This window comes from Frateuria sp., assembly GCF_035695185.1.
Taxonomy (GTDB): domain Bacteria; phylum Pseudomonadota; class Gammaproteobacteria; order Xanthomonadales; family Rhodanobacteraceae; genus Frateuria_A.
In genome coordinates this window covers 26,471-45,202 of sequence record NZ_DASSES010000112.1, presented here as the reverse complement: position 1 = coordinate 45,202, position 18,732 = coordinate 26,471, and the positions used below count along the sequence as shown (strand labels likewise).

Here is an 18,732-nt window from a genome sequence, read left to right as displayed (position 1 = left end):
GGAACGATTCGAAGATGACGTCGATGATTGAAACCGGAGCCCAGGGTGTGGCCGGCGCAGGCGCAGGGGCTCCAACGAGCCAGCTCTCCTTCGCGCAGGAACGTCTGTGGTTCATCGACAAGCTTGCCGACGACAAGGCGCTCTACAACGCCTCCATGCGATTTGCGCTCGAAGGCGGGCTCGACCGGGAAGCGCTGGAGCGCGCCTTGCGCGAAGTCGTGCGGCGGCATGAAGTGTTGCGCACGGGCTTCGCCGCGGAGGATGGTGCGCCCATGGTCGTGCCGGAGTCTTCTTTCGAGCTGGCCTTCAGGGACATGCGGGACGATCCGGCCCCCGGCCAGAGCATGCGGCGCGATCAGGATGCGATCGCTTCGCGTCCCTTCGATCTGGGCCAGCCGCCCCTGCTCCGGGCGACGCTTTACCGGCTCGGCGACGAGCGCCACGAGCTGTTGCTGACGGTCCACCACATCATCTTCGACGGCGCCTCGATCGACATTCTTCTGCAGGAGCTCAAGCAGCTCTATCCGGCGTTCCGCGAGGGCCGACCCTCCCCCCTGCCCGACCTGCCCCTGCAGTGCACGGATGCGGCAGTCGCCGAGCGCGGGCGACTGGGTGACACGACCAGGGAGCGGATGCTCGCCTTCTGGCAGGCGAAGCTGGGCGAGGAACTGCCCGTGCTTGCCCTTCCCGCCGACCGACCGCGCCCATCGGCCCAGAGTTTCCGCGGCGAGACGCTGCAACGCACGCTCGGCAGCGAGCTGGTTGCGGCGATCGAGGAGACCTGCCGACGCGAGCGGATCACCCCGTTCATGCTGATGCTGGCGGCCTATTCCGTCTGGCTGTGCCGCTACGCGAGTCAGTCCGAGGTGGTGGTCGGCAGCCCGTTCGCACTGCGTGGCGACAGGGACACTCGCGGGTTGATCGGGTTCTTCGTCAACACCCTCGCGCTGCGCGTGAAAGTGGATGGCCACACTTCGTTCCGGCAGCTGTTGCGGCAGGCACGGCAACTCTGCCTGGAAGCCTATCCGTACGCCGAGTTCCCGTTCGGTCAGTTGGCCGCGGAGCTCGACGGCGGGCAGAGCCTGGCGCACGCTCCGGTGTTCCAGGCCATGCTCGCGGTACAGAATCGTCGTCCGCCGGTCGAGCTGTCGCCCGGATTGGACATGAGCTACCTCGGCGAGCTGGCGATCGACAAGGCGCGCTTCGATGTGTCGATGGTGCTGGACTTCCTCCAGCACGAAACCATCCTGTCGCTGGAATACAGCCGCGACCTGTTCGACCCGGCCACGGCCAACCGGATGCTCGACCACTTCCTGGTGATGCTGGCGAGCGCCCTCGAACAGCCCGACCTCGAAGCCGATCGCCTGCCCCTGATGGACGCGACCGAGCTGGCCCAGTGGCTGGAGTGGTCGACGCTGCCGGTGGCGAGCGTCCCCGATGCCTGCCTGCATCACCTGTTCGAGCAGGCCGCTGCGTCCCGGCCTGACGCGACGGCCTTGCGTTGCCGCGAACAGTGCCTCTCCTACGCGGAACTGGACGAGCGGGCGAACCGCCTTGCCGGGTTTCTGTGCGCGGAAGGCGTGGGTCCTGGCGAACTGGTCGGCCTCTGCCTGCCGCGAACCCCGGCGTTCGTTGTCGCCGTGCTGGCCGTCTGGAAGGCGGGCGCCGCCTACGTGCCGCTCGACCCCGAGCAGCCAACGGCGCGCCACGCCTATATCGTCAATGACGCCGGCATGCGCCGGGTAGTCACCGAGTCGTCGCTTGCCGGGCATTTCGCGGACAGCGACGCCTCCGTGCTCTGCCTGGATGACCAGGGCACGCAGCAGCGCATCGCCGCCTCGGCGGCGCCACCGGCGGCAGGCTCGGAGCCGCACGACCTTGCTTACGCGATCTACACCTCCGGTTCGACCGGAGAACCCAAAGGTGTGCTGGTCGAGCACCGGGCGGTGAGCCGCCTGCTCGGCTCGCCCGAGGCACTGGGCTACGACGGCGAGACGGTGATGCTCCAGAGCATCAACCTGGCCTTCGACGCCTCGGTGCTGGAGACCTGGGCCCCGCTGTGCCGCGGCGGTCAGCTGGTGCTCTACCCCGGCCAGGGCCTCGACGTGTCGGCGTTGCACGGCCTCATCGCCGAGTACGGCATCAACACGCTGACCCTCCCCGCCTCCCTGCTCGACCTGTGGAGCGAACAGTGGCGGGGCAAGACAGGCCTCCGGCGCATCGTGGTCGGTGGCGAGGCCTTGTCCGCCGATACGGTGGCACGCCTCTATGCGCTCGACGACGAGGTCGTCGTCATCAACCACTACGGGCCGACCGAAAACGGCGTATTGAGCAGCTACTACCCGATTCCCCGCACCGTCGGCGCCCCCGTGCCGATCGGCCTGCCGGCGCCGGGAACCCAGCTGCTCGTGCTCAACGAGGCCGGCCAGGCGCAACCTGCCGGCGTGATCGGCGAGCTGTACGCGGCGGGCCAGGGACTTGCCAGGGGTTACCTGGGGCGCCCCGACCTCACGGCGGAAAAGTTCCTCGCAGCCGACCCGGCGATCGCGATCTCTCCTTCGTGGTACCGCACCGGCGACCTGGTGCGCTGGATGCCCGGCGAGCACGGCCGGGCGGTCCTGCAGTTCATGGGTCGGCGCGACCAGCAGGTGAAGATCCGCGGCTTCCGCATCGAACTGAGCGAGATCGAGGCCCGGCTTCGCACCTGTCCCGGGGTGCAGGACGCCCGCGTGGTGGTGCATCGCGCCAGGAGCGGGGACAAGCAGATCGTCGCCTACGTCATCGCGGCGACGGAGGCGCGCAAGCAGTGGCGCGACCGGCTGCAGCAGACACTGCCGGCCTACATGGTGCCGGCGGCTTTCGTCCTGATGCCGGCCTGGCCGTTGACGCAGAACGGCAAGCTCGACCTCAAGGCGCTGCCCGCGCCGGACCGCGAGGCCTACACGGCGAATGCCTTCGCGGCGCCGCAAACCGTGTTGGAAGCCACCTTGCTGGAAATCTGGCAGCAATTGCTCAAGCTCGAGCGCATCAGCATCGACGACAACTTCTTCGAGATCGGCGGCCACTCGCTGCTGGCGACGCGCCTGCAGACCCGTATCCGTGCCCGGCTCGGAAGCGAGCTGCCGGTGCGGGCGGTGTTCGAAGCCCCGACCATCCGCCAACTGGCCGCACGCCTGGATGCCTTGCCGGCGGCGAACGGCGACGCTCGAGGTGGGTCCGGGCGTCCGTTGCCACCGATCGAGCCGATGGAAGTCGGCGACAGCGCTCCCCTGTCGCATGCGCAGCAGCGGTTGTGGTTCATCCATCGGCTCGACAGCACCAGTGCGCACTACCACATCCCCTTTCGCCTGAGCCTGGAGGGCGCGCTCGATGCGGAGGTGCTGCGCAAGGCCCTGGTCGACCTGGTGGCGCGCCACGCGATCCTGCGCACGGTGTACCGCGAGACCGGCGGCGAGCCGAGGCAGGTGGTCCTGCCGCCGTCCGATGTCGAGCTGCCCACCCGTGACCTCTCGCCCCTGAGTGCGTCCGAACGGCAGCGTGAAGCGGAGCGTTGCCTGCATGACGAAGCGCTGCGGCCTTTCGATCTGACGCGCGAGCGGCCGCTGCGCGCACAGCTGCTGCGCATGGCGCCGGACCGGCACTGGCTTGCCATGACGGTGCACCACATTGCGGCCGACGGCTGGGCCATGGGCATCCTGCAGGCAGACCTGGCGGCGCTGTATGCGGCCCACCGCCACCAGCGGCCTTCGCCATTGCCGCCGATGCCGCTGCAGTACACCGACTACGCGCAGTGGCAGCGCCGATGGCTCGACGAGGCCGCCCTCGAGACGCAGCTCGCGTTCTGGCAAGAGCGCCTGCGCGGCTTGCCGTTGCTGCACGGGCTGCCGCTCGACCGGCCCCGCCCGGCCGTGCAGACCGATCGGGGCGCGGTCCATCGCCAGCTGCTGCCGGATGACCTGGTGGCGCGGATGCAGGACCTGGTGCAGCGCCACGACGCCACCCTGTTCATGGGCCTGTACAGCGCCTTTGCGCTGTTGCTCTCCCGTTACAGCGGCGAGAGCGACATCGTGGTGGGAACGCCCGTGGCGAACCGTCGCGACGAAGCACTGGCGCCGATGGTCGGTTTGTTCGTCAACACCCTGGTGCTGCGCAGCGACCTGTCGGACGACCCGGCGTTCGTGGAACTGCTGGCCCGCTCCCGGGCCTACGCACTGGACGCGTACGAACACCAGGACCTTCCCTTCGAGATGCTGGTGGAGCGGATCAACCCCGCGCGAAACGCCTCCTACAGCCCGCTGTTCCAGGTGATGTTCGCGCTGCAGAACACCGATGCAGCCGGGATGGCGCTCGAGGGGCTGGCCACCCGGCCGATCCCGTTCGCCGAGCGCTTCGCCAAGTTCGACCTCGCCCTCAACCTGCAACCCCAGGGTGGCGCCATCCTGGCGGAGTGGGAGTACAACGCCGACCTGTTCGACGAGGCCAGCATCGCGCAGATGGCCTCGTCCTATCGCGTGTTGCTGGAAGCCATCCTCGATCGGCCCGCCGCGCGGGCGAAGCAGCTGCCGCTGCTCGACCTGCCCTCACAGCAGCGCGTGCTCGCGCTGGGCAACGACACCGACCGCCCTTACCCGGCGGAAGATTGCCTGCACACGCTCATCGAGCGCCATGCCGAGCGGACGCCCGACGCGGTGGCCGTGATCCACGGCGAGACCTCGCTCAGCTACGCCGAACTCAACCGGCAGGCCAACCGCCTGGCCCATCACCTGCGCGGCCTGGGCGTGGCGCCGGACGTGCCGGTCGCGGTCGCCATGGAGCGCAGCCCGGCGCTGGTGGTCGGCCTGCTGGCCATCCTCAAGGCCGGTGGCGCCTACGTGCCGCTCGACGCCGGGTATCCCGAGGCGCGTCTGGCGATCATGCTGGCCGACAGCGATCCGGCGGTGGTGCTGGTGGACGACGCGACCCGGGGGCGCATCGAGGCGGCGCTGTCGCAAGGGGATGCCACGCGCCGCTCGCGCGTCATCGATGTCCAGACGGATGCCGGGCAGTGGCTCGGCAGCAGCGTGGCCAATCCTTCGCCTGGTGAGGTGGGCCTCGACTCTTCCCATATCGCCTACATCATCTACACCTCCGGCTCCACCGGTCGCCCCAAGGGGGTGATGAACGAACACCGCGCGATCGTCAATCGGCTGAGGTGGCTGCAGGAGGCACATCCGCTCGAGCCGCAGGACAAATTCCTGCAGACGGCGGCGATCGGGTTCGGCGCTTCGGTGTTCGAGATCTTCTGGCCGCTGCTGGCAGGCGCCCAGGTGGTGTTGAGCGAAGGCCAGGGTCACAAGGACCCCGGCTACCTGATCGGGCTGATCCTGCGCGAGCGCGTCAGCGTGCTGTTCTTCGTGCCATCGATGCTGCAGGCCTTCCTCGACCATCCACGCGCGCGCGAGTGCGTCGTCCTCCGGCACATCCTGTGCGGCGGCGAACCGCTCCCCGGCGCCCTCGCCCGCCGTTGCCGCGGGCAGCTCCCGCAAGCCGGCCTGACCCACCTGTACGGCTCCAGCGAAACGGCAGTGCTCTCGACCAGTTGGGACTGCGCGGCCGGCGCCGTGCCGGACCGGGTGCCGATCGGCACGCCGGGCGCCAACACGCGCATCTACATCCTGGACGAGCTGGGAAGGCCGGTTCCGCGTGGCGTGCGCGGCGAAATCCATGTCGGTGGCTGCCAGGTGGCCCGGGGCTACTGGCGCCGGCCGGACCTGGACGCCGAACGCTTCCTGCCGGATCCGTTCCATCCCGATGCGGGGGCGCGGATGTGCCGCAGCGGCGACCTGGGCAGGCAATTGCCGGACGGCAGTGTCGAACACCTGGGACGCAACGACTTCCAGATCAAGATCCGCGGACAGCGCGTGGAACTGGGCGACATCGAGGCCCAGTTGCTTGGCTTCGAGGGCATCCGCCAGGCGGTGGTCCTCGTCCGCGAGGACGGTGCCGAGCTGAGGCTCGTCGCCTATCTCGTGCCGAGCGATGCCGCCGTGCCGGCCGAGCGCCTGCTGCAGGCGCTGCGCACGCATCTGGCATCGCTGCTGCCATCGCACATGCTGCCGGCGGCCTATGTGGTCCTGCCGGAATTGCCGCTCAACGCCAACGGCAAGCTCGATCGCGCCGCCCTGCCCGTACCCGACGAAGGCCACGCCGAGGGAGCGGTGCAGCCGGCCGAGACCGAGTTGCAGGGGCAGCTTCTGGGGATCTGGCAGGAGCTGCTGAAGCAACCGCGCCTCGGGATCGGCTGCGATTTCTTCGCCTCCGGGGGGCACTCGCTGCTGGCGTTGCGCCTGGCCAACCGGCTGCGGGAGGTGTTCGGCTACGAGCTCGAGCTCAAGTCGTTCTTCTCGGCGCCCACCGTCCGTGCGCTCGCCGAGGCGATCCAGCGTCACCGCCAGGCGCAGCTTGCGGCACAGCGTTTCAGGGAAAGCGACCTCTCCGACATCGTCGAATTCTAGGAACCCGAGGAACCAGGCCCTGCCGGATGGCCGATGAGGCGCCGGCACCCGGGCCGGCCGGCTGGCCCCAGGCAGCGATGCTGCCGGCGGTGGGGCGCTACCGGAGCCGTGAACGAGTCAGCCCCGCAGGGGAATGCGTATTGCCCGGAATGAGCGCAGCCCTTTCCGGGCCGATGTTTGCCAACAAATCGAAGGAGAAAGGGAATGGCCGGATTGCGTGACATCGACTACGTGGAAATGTGGGTGGAGGACGCCGGTGCGGTGGCCGCCATGTACCAGGCGACTTTCGGGTTCGAGCGCATCGCCGAGGCCGCCCCCGAGACCGGGCTGCAGGGGCACCACTCGGTCGTCCTCGCCCAGGGCGAGGCCCATATCGTCATCACCTCCCCGGACGACTGCGAAGGAACCGTGGCCGATTTCGTCAAGCTCCATGGCGACGGGGTGCGCGACATCGCGTTCCGCGCCGACGATGCCCGGCGGGTCTTCGACCAGGCGGTGGCCCGGGGCGCGCAACCGATCCATGCTCCCTCCGAGCATGCCGGCGACGGCGCACCCGTCGTCAGGGCGACCATCAGCGGCTTCGATGATGTCGTCCACACGCTGGTGCAGCGGGAAGGAGCCTTTCTCGATGCGCTGCCGGCGTGTTACCGACCGGTCGGCTCGCCCGCGAGGACCAAGCCGGTCCTTTTCGATGCGATCGACCATGTCGCCATGTGCCTTCGTACCGGAACGCTGGACGAGGTGGCCGAGTACTACAAGCGGGTGCTCGACTTCGAGGACGGGCACCGCGAGCTGGTCTACAGCGAACGCAGCGGCATGAATGCGCGCGTCGTGCAGTGCGGCCCGATCAAGTTCCCTCTGCAGGAGCCGCTCGCGTCGAACCCGAGCGGCCCGATCGCGGAGTTCCTCGACCTCTACCGCGGCGCCGGCGTCTATCACCTCGCCTTCCTCACCAACGACATCGTCCATACGCTGCGCGAGCTTCACCAGAACAACGTGGACGCGCTCCCCACGCCAGGTCGGTACTACGACATGCTGACCAACCGGGTCGGCCCGCTCGAGGAGCGCCTGGACGACCTGCGCGATCTGAACGTGCTGGTGGACCGCGACGAGTGGGGATACCTGCTGCAGGTGTTCACCCGCTCCTTGCACGAGCGGCAGACGCTCTTCTTCGAAGTGATCCAGCGCAAGAACGCCCGGGGCTTCGGCAGCGGCAACATCCGTGCGCTTTTCGATGCGGTGGAGGCCGACCGCCTTGCCGCCAGGGAGATGAATTCCAGCGTTGCGTAGGTCCGCCTGGCGGCCATGGGCCGATGGCGCGGCGGTGGCCAACGGGCGCCGCTGCGCCGTCGAGCGCGGCTGAAAGCAAGCGCCTGGCCCGGGCCGACTGTCGACCAGATGCATCGCGGGCTCACCGGCAAGGGTGGGGCCACCCCCGGCACGCCCCGCGCCGTCGAAACCAACTTCACGACAAGGATTTTCCATGGGCCACGAACCTTCCAGCAGGATGCTCGACTGCCACATGCCGGCCCTGTGGCCGCTCGAACCCACGGCGCTCGCCGAGGCGAACCATCCGGCGCTGGATGAAATTGCCGCATGGGCGAAGAACTATCTGTGCTGCCCGCACGCCGACCTGGGGCGCAACGGGCCCATGTGCCCCTTTGTCCCGGGGGCACTCCAGAAGAAGCTGTTGTTCGGCACGGTCTACGAGCAGGACGACCTCGACGTCGCTGCGATCAAGGCAATCCTGCTGGAGGAAATGGAGCGGTTCATCGCACTGGAGCCGGTGTCGGGCAACGAGGCCCAGTTCAAGTCGCTGATGGCGCTGTTCCCCAACCTGCCGGCGGACCAGGTGGGCCTGGTGGAAACGGCCCAGGCCGAACTGCAGAGGCACTTCGTCCCCAACGGCCTGATGGTGGGTGAATTCCACGCGGGGCCGCCGGACAAGCGCGGGCTGTGGAACCCCGATTTCCGACCGCTGTACAGCCCGGTGCCGATGCTGGTGATACGCCACATGGTGCCCACCGATGTGCTGTTCCTCAAAGACAGCCCGGACCTGTTCCGCGAGTACGTGAAGATCTACGGCAACGCCGTGCCGGAGCGTTTCCGCGCGCAGTTCGACGAGGCGGCGCGGCGTTTCGGCCTGGCGACCGGTGACGGCTCGACGCAGGCGCGCGGCGCGCCGCGGATCATGGAGGCGCTCGATGCAGCCGCGCTCGGCTATCGCGTGCACTGCCATGACGACTTCACCCGCAGCATCCGCTCGCCGCAGGACTTCGCACAGGCGCTCGGCTACGAGCTTCGCCGCATCACCAAGACCCTGTTCGTCAAATGCCGGGACGCCGAGCGCTACTACCTGCTGGTTTGCGGCATGGACAAGCGCATCGACCTGCAAGGCCTGGCGGGGCGCCTGGGAGCGACCCGGCTGGAGCTTGCCTCCCTTCCCGACCTGCAGCGCCACGTCGGCTATCCGCCGACCTCGGTGACCCCGATCGCGGTCGGCGGCATACCGGTGCTCATGGACGAGAGCCTGTTGGCCTGCGAGACGGTCCTGACCGGTAGTGGCGTGCCGCGGGTGGAGATCGAAATCGCCCCCGCCGACCTGCAGGCGCTGTGCGGCGCGCAAACGATGGCCCTGGCCTGACCTCGACTGGATCTTCCCTGTCCCATGCAAATCGACCAGCTCATCGAAGAACTCGCCGCCGCCGGCATCTACCTGGCGGCGAAGGACGGCAAGTTGCTGTGCAAGGCGGCCAAGGACGCGCTCACGCCGGAGCGGCGCCAGCTCATCGGCGACCGCAGGGACGAGCTCATCGCCTACCTCGGGGAACTCGACACGGGTGCGGGCGAACCCCCGCTCGTGCGCCGCCCGGCGGGCCCGGCGCCCCTTTCGCCCACCCAGCAGCGCCTGTGGTTTCTCGATCGGCTGACCGGGTCGGCCGCCAATTACGCCATCCCGGTCACTTATCGCCTGGACGGCGTGCTGGACGTGGCCGCCCTGGAGCGTGCCCTGCAGCAGGTCGTCGCCCGGCACGACAGCCTGCGCACCGTCATCGGCATGCGCGCGGACGAGCCGGTCGCGCTCGTGCGCGACCAGGTCGACCTCGACCTCCGGCCACACGACCTGGACGCACTCGGGCCCGCCGAACAGGAGCGGTTCGTCCGCGAGCGGTTGCAGGACGTCCTGGCGCAGCCGTTCGACCTGGCCGGGGAACTGCCGCTGCGCGCCCTCCTGTTCCGGCTCGGCCCCGAGGCCCACGTCATCCTGCTGGTGCTCCATCACATCGCCAGTGACGGCTGGTCGGTCGAGAACCTGCTGCGCGAGCTGTCAGCCCTCTATGCGGCTTATCGCGAGGGACGTCCGGACCCGCTTCCGCCGCTGGCGCTGCAGTACGCCGACTACGCCGCCTGGCAACGGCAATGGCTGCAGGGCCCGCGGCTGCAAGGCGCGCTCGACTGGTGGCGCCAGCACCTGGCCGACGCCCCGCCGACGCATGGGCTGCCGCTGGACCGCCCGCGTCCGCCGCATGCCCTCCGCGCGGGCGGCTCGTGGCGACAGACCTTTCCGGCATCCCTCCACCAGGCGCTGCTCGAGCTGGGCCGGACGCAGGGCACGACCCTCTTCATGACCCTGCACGCCGCGTTCGCGGTGTTGGTCGCCCGCTGGAGTGGCAACCCCGACGTGGTCGTCGGTACACCGGTCGCCAACCGCCCGCGTCCGGAACTGGCCCCACTGATCGGTTTCTTCGCCAACACGCTGGTCCTGCGCCTGGTCATGGACGGCGACCCCAGCTTCGTCGAGGTGCTGCAGCAAGCCAAGGCGACGGCACTGGACGCCTACGACCGCCAGCACCTGCCGTTCGACATGCTGGTGGAGGAACTCAACCCTCCGCGCAGCCTCAACCTCGCGCCCGTCTTCCAGATCATGTTCTCGCTGCAGGACATTGACGAGACCGCGGCGCTGGACCTGCCCGGCGTGCGTGCGCAGGCGCTGGTCCCGGACGCCGTCGGCGCCAAGTTCGACCTGAACCTGTCGCTGGTGGAGACGCCGCACGGCATGAGCGCGTGCTGGGACTACTGCCGCGAGCTGTTCGATCCGCAGACGATTGCGAGCCTGGGCGCCTCCTTCGAAGCGCTGTTGCAAGGCATCGTGGCCGACCCGACGCAGCGCATCGGCCAGCTGCCACTGCTCGATGCCGCGGGCGAGGCGCGGATGCTCGCCCTTGGCAACGACACCGCCTGCGCCTACGTGGACGGCGAATGCCTGCATACGCTGGTCGAACGCCAGGTCGCCCGCCGCCCGGATGCGCCGGCGATCATCCACGAAGGCGAAAGCTGGAGCTACGACCGGCTCAACCGGCAGGCCAACCGTCTCGCGCACCACCTGCGCCGGCTCGGCGTCGGCCCGGAGGCACGCGTGGCGATCGTGATGGAGCGATGCCCTGCCCTGCTGGTCGCTCTGCTGGCCGTGCTCAAGGCCGGCGGCGCCTACGTACCGATGGAACCGGACCTGCCGCCGCAGAGGTTGCATTACCTGTTGAGCGACAGCGCACCCCGGCTGGTGCTCGTCCGGGGCGCGGCCGGTACCGCGGTGCGCGAAGCCCTTGCCGGCGCGCCGGCGAGCGATCCGGCGCCGACGCTGCTCGATCTGGACGCCGACGCTGCGCACTGGGCAGGAGAAAGCGACACCAACCCGCCCGCGGAAAGCCTGGACGCCGGCCAGCTGGCCTACGTCATCTACACCTCCGGCTCCACCGGCCGCCCCAAGGGCGTGATGAACACGCACCGCGGCGTGCTCAACCGCCTGCGCTGGCTGCAGGAAAGCTACCCCCAGGGCGAGAACGACCGGGTACTTCAGAAGACCCCGATCGGTTTCGACGTGTCCGTTCGCGAGATCTTCGTCGGCTTGATGGCCGGTGCCTGCCTGGTGCAGGCGCGCCCCGACGGGCACCGGGACCCGGGCTACCTGGTCGAGCTGATCGAACGCGAGCGCATCACGGTGGTGAACTTCGTGCCATCCATGCTGCAGGCGTTCCTGGAGCACCCGCGTGCCGCCGGGTGCCACAGCATCCGCCACATCTTCAGCGGTGGGGAAGCACTCTCGGGCGCACTGGCGCAGCGGTGCCGGGAAACCCTCCCGGAAGCCCGCCTGCACAACTTCTACGGACCGACCGAGACCGCAATCAACGTGACCGCATGGGATTGCCCGGACGGTGCGCTGCCCGAGGTGATACCGATCGGCCGGCAGGGCGCCAATACGCGCATCTACATCCTGGATGGCTCGGGGCGGCCTGTTCCGCGCGGCATGCGTGGCGAGATCCACATCGGGGGCGCGCAGGTCGCGCGCGGCTACCTCGACCGGCCGGCCCTTACCGCGGAACGCTTCGTGCCCGACCCGTTCGATCCCCTCCCGGGCGCGCGCATGTACCGCAGCGGTGACCTCGGCCGGCAGCTGGCGGATGGCAGCATCGAGTACCTGGGCCGGAACGATTTCCAGGTGAAGATCCGCGGCCAGCGCGTCGAGTTGGGGGAAATCGAAGCGCAGCTTCTCCAGTGCGCCGGCGTGGGCCAGGCCTCCGTGCAGGTGCGCCCGGACAGCCGCGGCGAAGCGCGCCTGGTCGCCTACGTCGTGCCCGGCGACGAAGCGCCCCCGCGCGAAGCGCTGGTCGAGAGCGTGCGCCGCCAGTTGCAGGCGCAGTTGCCCTCGCACATGGTGCCGGCCGCCTACGTGCTGCTGCCCCGCCTACCGGTCACGGCCAACGGCAAGCTCGACGCCCATGCCCTGCCCGCGCCGGATGACGAGGCCTTCCCGGCCACCGCCTACGAGGCCCCCGCGACCTCCCTGGAGCAGCGGCTGGCGGTCCTCTGGGAGGACCTGCTCGGGCATGGTCCGGTGGGTGCCACCGCGAACTTCTTCGATCTCGGCGGGCACTCGCTGCTGCTCACCCGCCTGCACAACCGGATCGGCGCCGAATACGGTATCGAATTGCCGCTCAGGGACCTGTTCGCGGCGCAGACCGTGCGCGACCAGGCGGCGACGATCGCACCGCTGCTGCACCGGGACGCTGGCAGGACGCCACCTGCGCCGTGCCCCCGGCCGCCGGACGCGCCGGAAGTCCTGTCGTTCGCGCAGCGGCGCCTGTGGTTCATCGACCAGATGGGTGGCGCCGGCGCGCTCTACAACATTCCCTGCGCCTTGCGCCTGGTCGGGCCATTGCGGCCCGAGGCGCTGCGACAGGCCCTGCAAACCATCGTGCACCGGCACGAGGTGCTGCGTACCACGCTCGTGCCCGTCGCCGGCGAGGCACGCCCGCGGCTGCTCGAGGACGTCGAACTGACGCTTCCCGCCCACGATCTCGGCGACATGGATCCGGCCGCTCGTGGGCTGGCCGCGCGCCAGCGCATCGAGGCCGAGGCACAGGCGCCCTTCGACCTCAGCCGCGATCTGCTTCTTCGCGCCCAGCTCCTGCGGCTGGGCCAGGAAGAGCATGTGCTGCTGCTGACGCTGCACCACATCGCGGCCGACGGCTGGTCGATGGCCGTGCTGCTGCAGGAAATGGCCGAGCTCTACGAAGCCGCCGTGGCCGGCCGTGCCAGTACCCTGCCGCCGCTGGCGCTGCAATACGCCGACTACGCCCACTGGCAGCAGCAGTGGCTGCAAGGGGAGCGCCTGGACGCGCAGCTGGCCTACTGGGAAAGCCAGCTGGCCGCCTTGCCCACGGTGCACAACCTTCCGCTCGACTTTCCACGCCCGGAGGAGCAGCGCTACCGGGGCGCCGTGCACCGGCAGCGCATGCCCGCGCCGCTGCTGGCCGGCATCCGGCAACTGGCCCGCGCCCACGACGCCACCCTGTTCATGGCCCTGCAGGCGGCCTTCGCCGTGCTGCTGGCCCGCTGGAGCGGCGACACCGACATCGTGATGGGCACGCCCATCGCCAACCGCCGACACGAGGAGCTGACGCCGCTGGTCGGCTTCTTCGTCAACTCGCTGGTCCTGCGCAACGACCTGTCGGACAACCCCCGGTTCACCGACGTCCTGGGCGCCGCACGAACGATGGCCCTGGATGCCTACCAGCACCAGGACCTGCCCTTCGAAATGCTGGTCGATCGCCTGCGCCCCCAGCGTTCGCTCGGCCACAGCCCGCTCTTCCAGGTCATGCTGGCGCTGGAGAACAACGCCAGCGCGATCGTGCCGTTCGGCGGCCTGGAAGTCAGCGACATGGCGGGCGACTCGCGGTACGCGAAGTTCGACCTCACCCTCAACCTGCGCGAGACGGACGACGGTCTGGAAACGGCCTGGGACTACAACCGCGACCTGTTCCGCCCGGACACGATCGCCCGTTTCGCGGCGTCGTTCGAAGCACTGCTGCGCGACATCGTGGCGAGGCCGGACAAGCCGATCCAGCAGCTGTCCCTCCTCGCGGACGACGAGCGGCCGCAGCAGGTCGTGTCGGGCCCGGATCTCGAGCTCCCGCCCGTCGTGGGTGTGCATGCCTTGATCGAAGCCCAGGCAAGCGCGACTCCGGATGCCGTCGCGGTCCGGCAAGGCGACCGCAGCATCGACTACGCCACGCTGAACCGGAGTGCGAACCGCGTCGCTCACGCATTGCGCGAGCTCGGCGTGGGACCGGACGCGCGGGTCGCCATCCATACCGAGCGGAGCATCGAGACCATCCTCGGCATCCTGGCCGTGCTCAAGGCCGGCGGCGCCTACGTGCCCCTGGATCCCGCGCACCCTGCCGAGCGCCTCATGGGCATGCTCGCGGACAGCGGCGCCACGGCGGTGCTGACGCAGTCCCATCTCAGGGATGCGCTCGCCGACTGCGGGGTACCGCGACTGGCGCTCGACGACGAGGCGACGTTCGCGGCCTTCGATGGCGCCGACCCGGTCGTCGAGGGACTCGAACCCGGCCACCTGGCCTATGTGATGTACACGTCCGGTTCCACTGGCGCGCCCAAGGGCGCGATGATCGAGCACGCCGCGCTGCTCAACATGGTCGAGTCCTGCCGGGTGCTGCTGCACGATCCCCGGCCGACCGCGACGGCGTGGTGGGCGAGCTTCGGCTTCGACGTCTCGGTCTTCGAGATCCTCATCACGCTGGTGGTGGGCGGCACGCTGCACGTGGTGCCGGACGAGGTGCGCGCGGACGTCCAGGCCTACGTCGAGTGGCTAGGCCGCCACCGGATCACCCTTGCCTTCATGGCGCCCTTCATCGTCCGCCGCCTGCGTGAATTTCCGGACGCGCAGATCGCCAGCCTGAGCCTTCGCCGGCTTATGGTCGGCGTGGAGCCCCTGCTCGAGAACGAGCTGTACCGGATCAAGCGGCTGCTACCTGAGCTGTTGTTCCTCAACAGCTACGGGCCGACCGAAACCGCGTTCTATTGCACCTACTACGACGCGATCGGCGATGTGCGACGCAACGCGCCGATCGGCCGCCCCGCCGCCAACACGCGCATCCAGGTGCTGGACGAAGCCATGCAGCCGGTCCCTGCCGGCGTGGTCGGCGAGGTGTATGTCTCGGGTATCTGCGTGGGTCGCGGCTACCTCAACCAGCCGGAACGGACGGCCGAACGTTTCCTGCGGGACACCTCGGGCGCGCGCATGTACAGGACCGGCGACCTCGCGCGGTGGACGCCCGAGGGCCAGCTCGAATTCCGCGGTCGTCGCGACTTCCAGGTCAAGGTCAACGGCATACGCATCGAGCTGGGCGAGGTGCAGAAGACCCTGGTGTCGCATCCGGACGTCATCGATGCGGCGGTCACGGTGCGCGCGGACCAGGGACCGGAAAGCCGCAAGCTCGTGGCCTATGTGGTCGCGCGGGCGGATCGCACCCTGGCGGCGGACAGCCTGCGCGAGTACATGGCCCAGCGCCTGCCGCCCTACATGGTCCCGGTTGCCTATGTCGCGATGGAGGCGTTGCCGCTGACGGTCAGCGGCAAGCTCAACGGTCGCGCGCTGCCCGCGCCGGACCCGGGCGCCTACGCCGCCGCCACCCATGCGCCACCGGCCTCGGCGCTGGAGCGGCAACTGGCCGATATCTGGGCGGAGTTGCTGCAACTGGACCAGGTGAGCGTAACCGCCAACTTCTTCGACCTGGGTGGCCACTCGCTCAAGGCCGTGCTGCTGATGTCCCGCCTGCGCGAAGCCACGGGCGTCGCCCTGCCCATCTCGATCCTGTTCAAGGCGCCCACCATCCGCGCCTTGGCCCGGCAGGTCGAAAGCCACGGCCCGCAAGCGGACGAGTCGTTCGTGCAGTTGCGTGGCGGCGGCAGCCAGCCGCCGCTGTTCTTCCTCCACGCCGCCGGAGGCGACGTGCTTTGCTACCAGCCGCTGCTGCAGTACCTGGACCCGGGCATGCCGGTCTACGGTTTCCATCGCAGCGAGTTGCCGAACCAACGCGTGCCCGCGCTCCGCTCGCTGGAGCAGCTGGCCGACGAGTACCTGCCGCGCCTGCTGCAGGAACAAACCGAGGGGCCGTATTTCCTTGCCGGCTGGTCGAGCGGCGGACTCCTCGCGCTGGAAGTGGCGGCGCGACTGGAAGCGCGCGGGCACGAGGTCGGCTCGATCATGCTGATCGATACCATGCTGGCCACCGGAGCGGACCTGCCGGCACGTTTCCACCAGCGGGGTCTGGCCGAACTGGCGGGGCTGCCACCGCAGGCGGCCTGCGAGCTGATGCGGGAGTTCGACCCGACCCTGCCGGAAGTGACCGCCATGGACGGCCTCCTTCCCGTACCCGCGACGGACTACTTCAATTACCTGGTCGCGGCCAATCAGATCGGCATCGACTTCCACCGGCCGGCGTTCCGGTTGAAGGCGCCGGTGCATTACTTCGGCTGCAACCTCAACCGGCGCACCCTGACGCCGGAGGAGCGGGCGGCCCAGATCCAGGCACTGGTACAGGCACCGATCGCCCTGGAGTCGTTCGAGGCGACGCACTTCTCGATCCTGGAGGAACCCAGCGTCGCCGCACTTGGCCGGGCCATGCACGCGACCCTCCGTCGCTGCCGCGAAGCCACCAGCCGCCCTGTTCCCGCACGACCTCTCGAGGGTCTCTCACCGGAAGCCATCGCATGACCCTGCCCGATACCACCGCACCCGCATCCGCTCCTGCGCAGACGTCGCTGTTCCGCAACAGGAATTACCTCTGGCTGTGGGCCAGCGCAGGCATTTCCTGCCTGGGTGACTACTTCACGCTGATCGCCATGCCCTGGCTGGTCCTGACGCTGACCCGCGACCCTGCCGCACTGGGTACGGTGATGGCGCTGGAGAGTCTGCCCCGGGCCGCCTTCATGCTCGTGAGCGGGGGTGCCACCGACCGCTTCACGGCACGTACCGTGCTGCTGGCAAGCCGTGCCTGCTTCATGCTGACCCTGCTCGTGCTGGTGCTGGACCTGCGCCATGGGCACCTGCAGCTGCCGCACTTGTACGGCTTCGCGGTGGTCTTCGGCCTGTGCACGGCCTTTGCGTTGCCGGCCAACCGGGCCTTGCTGCCGCAGGTGGTCGACCGGATGCAGATCCAGCAGGCCAACAGCGCGCTCATGGGCTCCCAGCAGCTGATCCAGCTGTTCGCGCCGGTGCTGGCCGGATTGCTGATCTGGGACATGCCTTCGATCGGCGTGCAGGCGGCCGGCGGCGACCTGAGTCGCATCGCCGATGCCTTCGCCTTCAACGCCGGCGCCATTGCCGTGGCCCTGTTCCTGTTGACCAGGATCCAGCTGGCACCCCGGGCAGCGACCGGCGGCAGGCCGAAGGCCGGGCTGGCCGATGGATTCCGGTATCTGTGGCGCGATCGCGGCTTGCGCATCGCCACCCCCTACATGGCGTGCATCGGCTTCTTCGCGATCGGCCCGTTGCTGACGGTGATCCCCCTGTTCGCGGCCCAGCGCCTGGCCGATGGCGCGCTCTCCTACGGCATGCTCTACGCGGTCAACGGCCTCGGCTCGCTGCTGGGCTTTGCCTGTGGCGGTCTGTTGCCCAAGCCCGGCAAGCGCCGGCTGGGGCTGGTCATGTTCACCACCGACCTGACGGCCGGGCTGGGCATGCTGCTGCTCAGCCAGAGCACCGGCTTCGCCGCGGCCGCCACCGCGTTGGCCATCGTCGGCATCAGCGCCAGCTACGGTGGCGTGCTCGGGCTCAGCTGGATCCAGGAGCGGATTCCGCCACAGCTGGCAGGCCGCGTACTCGGTATCGTGACGTTTGCGGTGCTGGGTCTGACCCCCGTCTCGATGTCGCTGGGCGGGCTGCTGGTGGCCCACTACTCGTTGACCGCACTGCTGAACGCATCGGGTTGTGCGATCGTGTGCTGTGCGCTGATGGGCCTGTGCTCACCCGGGATCAATCGCTTCGGCACCTACGCGGCCCCGTCCAGCTGACGCGTACAGGGGATGCGGCCTACGCCCCGGTATCCGCCCAGGCGGGGCAGCAGGCGGTAATGACATGGTTGTGGCGGCATGCGTGGCGCACTTCCACCACCCGTCCCGCCGGCCAGCCCGTCCCCCAGTCCTCTTCGAGTCGCAGCCGGAGGCGCCCCGCCGAGACGGCCACCAGCCGCGCTGCAGAGAATTCACGGAACACACGCAGCCGTGGGAACAACGCCTTGTAGAGGCTTTCCTTGGCGGAGAAGAGCAGGATCACGGCGACCGCCGATGGCCAGTCACCGAGCAAGGCCAGCTCCCGCGGCTGGCCCACCGACGAGGCGATCTCGGCCGCGTGGCGGGGCGTGCCCAGTTCCTCGATGTCCAGGCCGAGCGACCTGTGCGTCGAGGTCGGGCACGCCGCTGCCAATACCATGCTTGTGCTGTGACTGATGCAGCCGGTCCATCCCTTCGGCCATACCGGCAACCCATCGCTGTCCTGGGCGAGCCAGGCCGGACCGCCATAGCCTGCCCCCGAAAGGGCGATCGATGCGCATAGGCGGCCGGCGATGAATTCACGGCGCCGTTTCGGTGAGGCTCCCCGCAAGCGCTCGGGCAAGCACGCGTCCGTCGCATGCGTGGTCTCGTCTTGCAGTTCCAGGCCATGCATGGCCAGCGTGCCGGGCAGGCCCAGTTCCAACCTCAGACCGCTGGCGAAACCTGCCTCCTGGCTCGCCCCTGTCATGGCTTCCACTTCCGCCGCCCTCCGCTGCCAGCCTGAAGCTCTGCAAACCTCGCGAAGATATCACCGCGTAGCGCGGCCGGCCCGGACGAGGTTGCGCGGGCGCGGCCCTGCTCGCATCCGTCTGCACGCTCGCTT

At 69.1% G+C, this 18,732-nt stretch carries 6 protein-coding genes; 5 read left to right on the top strand and 1 reads right to left on the bottom strand.

Features of this window, described 5'->3' with window-relative positions; translation table 11 throughout:
- Nucleotides 1–14: 14 nt before the first annotated feature.
- The 5 genes from VFH59_RS09370 to VFH59_RS09350 all read left to right on the top strand — a co-directional run bounded on the left by VFH59_RS09370 (nt 15) and on the right by VFH59_RS09350 (nt 17,870).
- Complete coding sequence (locus VFH59_RS09370) at nt 15–6,494, top strand: non-ribosomal peptide synthetase (RefSeq protein ID WP_325164623.1); 6,480 nt, start codon at nt 15–17, stop codon at nt 6,492–6,494.
- A 204-nt stretch (nt 6,495–6,698) separates the two neighbouring features.
- Nucleotides 6,699–7,784 (top strand): 4-hydroxyphenylpyruvate dioxygenase, encoded by a 1,086-nt coding sequence (gene hppD, locus VFH59_RS09365; protein WP_325164622.1) that lies wholly within the window; start codon nt 6,699–6,701, stop codon nt 7,782–7,784.
- A gap of 193 nt (nt 7,785–7,977) precedes the next feature.
- A complete protein-coding gene (locus tag VFH59_RS09360) occupies nt 7,978–9,138 on the top strand; it encodes a YbaK/EbsC family protein (protein WP_325164621.1) in 1,161 nt (386 codons plus the stop codon).
- Between the two features lie 24 nt (nt 9,139–9,162).
- Nucleotides 9,163–16,572 carry a non-ribosomal peptide synthetase gene (locus tag VFH59_RS09355; protein ID WP_325164620.1) on the top strand — a complete coding sequence of 2,470 codons (7,410 nt, stop codon included), beginning with the start codon at nt 9,163–9,165 and terminating at the stop codon, nt 16,570–16,572.
- Nucleotides 16,569–17,870: an MFS transporter gene (locus VFH59_RS09350; protein ID WP_325164619.1), complete on the top strand. Its 1,302-nt coding sequence runs from the start codon at nt 16,569–16,571 to the stop codon at nt 17,868–17,870. Before VFH59_RS09355 ends, VFH59_RS09350 begins: the two co-directional genes overlap by 4 nt.
- A 19-nt stretch (nt 17,871–17,889) precedes the next feature.
- On the opposite strand, the gene VFH59_RS09345 is transcribed toward VFH59_RS09350, so the two are convergent.
- A complete protein-coding gene (locus VFH59_RS09345) occupies nt 17,890–18,597 on the bottom strand; it encodes a 4'-phosphopantetheinyl transferase family protein (protein WP_325164618.1) in 708 nt (235 codons plus the stop codon).
- Between the last annotated feature and the right edge of the window lie 135 nt (nt 18,598–18,732).

Coding starts and splice junctions, on each gene's coding strand:
- VFH59_RS09355 (WP_325164620.1), top strand. CDS start 9,163: ATGCAAATCGACCAGCTCATCGAAGAACTCGCCGCCGCCGGCATCTAC.
- VFH59_RS09370 (WP_325164623.1), top strand. CDS start 15: ATGACGTCGATGATTGAAACCGGAGCCCAGGGTGTGGCCGGCGCAGGC.
- VFH59_RS09345 (WP_325164618.1), bottom strand. CDS start 18,597: ATGACAGGGGCGAGCCAGGAGGCAGGTTTCGCCAGCGGTCTGAGGTTG.
- hppD (WP_325164622.1), top strand. CDS start 6,699: ATGGCCGGATTGCGTGACATCGACTACGTGGAAATGTGGGTGGAGGAC.
- VFH59_RS09350 (WP_325164619.1), top strand. CDS start 16,569: ATGACCCTGCCCGATACCACCGCACCCGCATCCGCTCCTGCGCAGACG.
- VFH59_RS09360 (WP_325164621.1), top strand. CDS start 7,978: ATGGGCCACGAACCTTCCAGCAGGATGCTCGACTGCCACATGCCGGCC.